The sequence below is a fragment of the Acidocella sp. genome (assembly GCF_013044125.1).
GTDB lineage: Bacteria > Pseudomonadota > Alphaproteobacteria > Acetobacterales > Acetobacteraceae > Acidocella.
Genome location: NZ_JABEVC010000144.1, coordinates 1 through 4,239 on the forward strand (window position 1 = coordinate 1; position 4,239 = coordinate 4,239).

Sequence of the window (4,239 nt, forward strand, 5' to 3'; positions counted from 1 at the left end):
GCCCTCGCCACCCACAGCGGCAAATTCCATTGCGACGAGGTTTTCGCCTATGCCGTGCTGCGCCTGGCGCTGGATCTGCGCCAGCCCGGCGTTGACCATACGCTGCTGCGCACGCGCAACCCCGAGCTGATCAACCAGGCCGATATCGTCTGGGATGTCGGCAGCGTGTTCGCCCCGGCGCAGAACCGCTTCGACCATCACCAGCGCGGCGCGCCGCTGCGCGCTGATGGCACGCCCTTCTCCTCCGCCGGGCTGGTCTGGCAGGTCTATGGGGAACGTGCGGCCGCCGCGCTGCTCCGCCCCGCGGGCGCCACCGGCTTTGCCGCCGCCATCGCCGCCGAGCTCGATGCCGGTCTCGTCCTGCGGATCGACGAAATCGACAACGGCGTCTCCGCCAGCGGCCCCCTGGCGCGTGACTCTCTCGGGCTCGCCTCACTCATCGGCGAATTCAACCCGCCATGGGACAGCCCAGCCGCCAACGGGCCAGCCGCCGGCGACGAAGCCTTCCTCGAAGCCACCGCCTTCCTCACAGCCACGCTCGCGCGCCGCGTTGAGTCCCTGCGCGCCCGCCATGCCGCCGAGACCGCCGTGCTGGCCGCGCATCAGCGCAGCGAAGACCCCCGCCTGCTGATCCTGGAAGCCGGCATGCCCTGGAAAAGCGCCGTCTTCACGCACGGCCTGCCGGTGCTCTTCGCCGTCTCCCCCGCCTCCAACGGCAACTGGATGCTCGATACCGTCCCTCCCGAACCGGGTTCGTTCGACCAGCGCCTCCCCCTGCCTGAAGCCTGGGCCGGACTCCAGACCGAGGATCTGGCGCGCGAATCCGGCGTCGCGGACGCGGTATTCGTGCATACGCGCCGCTTCGTCGGCGCCGCGAGATCGCGGGCCGGCGCGGTGGAGCTGGCGCGCAAGGCCCTTGCCGCCCCGTAAGGCCCCTCAAATCACCCAAATCAATAATTGAACTGGTAGGTCAGCCCCACGCTGCTGCTGTTGCCGGTGCGGCTGGTGCCGGTTGAGCTTTGCAGCTTCAGCCCCTTGGTGAGGTTGATCTCCACTGTCGCCTGCGTGCCCTGGCCATTGGTCGCCTGCGCCGCACCGAGATAAACCCCCGGCGCCACATAGCGGCCCGCCTCCACCGATGGAGGGCCGCTCGCGTTGCTGCTCAGCGAAAGCTGACTAAGCCCCAGCGCGCCGCGCACAGAATCGAGCGGATTGGGCAACCCCCCGCCCACGCCCGAAAGCTGCGCCAGCGCCGCCGCCAATGAGGCCGTCTGGAACGGCGAGAGGCTCGTGGTGCTCTGCCCGAACAGCAGTTGCGCCAGAATTTCATCCGAGGGCAACGGCGGCACGCTGCTCAGCGTCATCACCGGCTTGGCCGCCGTCCCCCCCACGATCAACGTGGCCGTGCTGTTGCCGCTGCCCGTGCTCGTGGCTTCCAGGTCGAGTGCCGGCATGAACCCGGCGCCGTTGAAGCTCACGCTGCCCTTGGTGAAATTCAGGGTTTTCCCGGTCAACGAGACATAACCGCGAATCAGCTCAAACCCGCCCTCCGGATTGGGCGCCGCCAGCGTGCCGGTGATATGCACCCCCCCGCCCAGCTCCGCGAAAACACCCGCGCCCCGCACAAAAATCTGGTTGCGCCCGCTCACCCGCAGGTCAAGCGCGACATCCGGCGGCGGCGGCGGCGCGGGCGGCGGCGGCGACCCCTCGTTGACAATCGGCAAATCAGCGACACGCGGCGGCAACGGCTGCGACAGATTGATCTCCGCTTTTTTGATATCCACATTCCCCGCCAGCAGCAGGCGCCCCCGCAGCGCCCCGGTCAGGGTCAACGCGGCATCCACGCTGCCGCTCAGATTGTCCGAGGCGATCGGGCTGGCGTTAGCCGCATCCAGGGTCAAATCGAGCGGCAGGCCCGCACCGCCCAGGTCAACCATGCCCTGGCCGGTGATCCGCCCCGCCCCGGCGGTGGCCTGAAAACCTTGCAGCGTCAGCATCTGCCCTGCCGCCTGCACGCGCGCCGTCATATGTGTCAGGTTCAGACCCGTGCTGATATCCTGAACACTGCCATCCGCCAGCGTGGCGCTCCCGGTGGCCAGCGGCGCGTCCGGCGTGCCCGTCAGCGTCATATCCGCCGCCACCATCCCACGCGCCATGGCGTCGCGCGCCGCCAGCACCGGGTCCAACAACCGCAAATCCCCCCGCCCGGCCACATGCAAATTCATCGCACCCGCCGCGTTGAACGGCACCACCCCCTCGGCCGCAAGCTCAACCTGCGCCCCGGCGCTCAACACCGCCTTCACGCGCGCGGTCCGGTCCATCACCGTGGCGCTGGCGCTTAAATCCACCGGCGGCAGCGCAGCGCCCGGGCCCGCCTGCAGCTTGATATCCCGCGCGCTGAAGCTGACCTGCCCCACCGGCGCCGCCAGCCTGCCGCTCAACGCCGCGCGGCCTGCCAGCGTGCCAGTGGCTTTCAACCCCGGCATGAACAACCCGGCCAGGCGGGCGGGCAGGTTCTGCACACTCACTTTCGCATCCAGCCGGGGCGTAAGCATACCATCCAGCTCAACCCGCCCGCCGTTTACCCCGAGCGCCAAATGGCGCGCCACAACCCCGGACCGCGCCACAATCACCGCCGGACCGCGCAGCCGGGCATCCACCTGCCGCCAAGAGGCGGTGAGCGCCGCCAGCGTCGCGGTGCGCGTCTCCAGATCAACCACACCAGCCAGCGCCATCCGCGCCGGTGCCGGACCCAGCGCGCGCGTGCTGGCCTGCGCCCGTACGGCAAGCGCGGCGGCGGGGCCCGCGGCGGTGAGCACAGCATCCACAGCGCCAAAATTCCGCGCCGCCACCAGGTTTTGCGCGTCGAGTTTCAGCCTGAGGATCTTGCCCGCCGAATATGAGAAATCCGCCGCCACCCGGCCGCCGAGCGGCAGCGGCGCGAAGCGCGCAAAATCATCCAACCGCCCGATGCTGAGCTGCGCGGTGCCGGTGGGCAGCGCCGCGCCGGGGGCCAGGGCAAGATCCGCCCGCGCATCCAGCGACCGCCAAACCGCCTTCCTGACGCTGAAAACCACCCCCCCCTTCGCATCGCGCGCAAAAGCGGCGTCGAGCGTCAGCGGCGCGTTTTCCAGCGCGCCGGAGGCGGTGAGCGTACCCTCCGGCATCCGCGGCAGATGCCGCGCCTCAAACACGAGGCTGAACGGCCCGGAGGGAATGGCCTTCTCGGCGGCATTGCCGGTCAACACCGCCCGCGCGGTAAAATCGCCGGGCGCGCCGGTGATGCTGCCCGTGCCCCCGGCACTGCCGGAAATCCCGGGGAAAAACGCGCCCAGCCGGGGCAAGGCGAGCTGCATCTGTAAATTCACCGCCGCCGGGGCCATGCGGCCGCTGGCCGAGAGCTGGAATGCCGCGCCAGAAGCATCGAACCGCGCGATTTCCAACACCCGGCCGCGCAAATCCGCATCGAGTGAAAATTGCCCGGCGGGGCCGGTGAGTCTCGCAAGCCCATAGGGTCCGGCGGTGAGCACGGTGGCGCCGGAGAGTGCCAGATGAACGCCGCCATCCCGCGCCGCCGCCACCAGATGAACAGTGGCGCTTCCCGCCACAACCTGCCCGGCCAGCGCGCCCACGGGCGCCAGCGCCGGGAGATCAAACACCACATCCGCACGCGGGCTTCGCGGATTAAGCCCCAGCGTGCCGGTCCCGCTCAGCCGCGCCGCCCCCAATGCGGCATCAAAACGCAATGCCGCGCCGCCGCGCGGCCCGGCCAGCGTGGCATCCAGCCGCAGCGGCCCCTGCGCGCGCAGCCCCGCCAGCCGCGCGAGCAGGCCTCCACCCGGCTCAACCGCCCGCAAACTGGCAAATACAGTTTGCGGGTCCATCCGGGCATCCAGCGTGTAATCCGCCCCGCCTTGCCCCGCCGTAGCCTTCAGCGCCACGCCGCCGCGCGCAAACCCGTGCAAATGCGCCGCACCGGCAAGGTTGAGCGTGGTTGGCGCCCCCGCCAGCGCAGCGCCGAGGTTGAGTTCCGGCACGCTCAGCCGGGCCACATCCACGCGCCATGCGGAAAGCCTGCCCGCCAAACCGCCACCGCCACTGCTTTTTCCGGCCACGGGCAGGCGGGCCATATCCACCACCGCCGCGCTCAGCGAGGTCACGGCAATGCGCCCGCGCAGCAGCGCGGCTGGTTGCCAGCGCAGCTCCAGGTCCCGGCCCTTCAGCCACACACCGCCCGTA

The 4,239-nt window shown here is 70.1% G+C and carries 2 protein-coding genes; one reads left to right on the plus strand and one right to left on the minus strand.

Going from position 1 to position 4,239, the window contains the following annotated elements; translation table 11 throughout:
* Positions 1-930 (plus strand): MYG1 family protein (locus tag HKL97_RS09065; RefSeq protein ID WP_291424569.1); only part of this gene is annotated, 930 nt, incomplete at its 5' end.
* 20 nt (positions 931-950) lie between these two features.
* On the opposite strand, the gene HKL97_RS09070 is transcribed toward HKL97_RS09065, so the two are convergent.
* A partial coding sequence (locus HKL97_RS09070) for a translocation/assembly module TamB domain-containing protein (protein WP_291424571.1) occupies positions 951-4,239 on the minus strand: 3,289 nt, incomplete at its 5' end.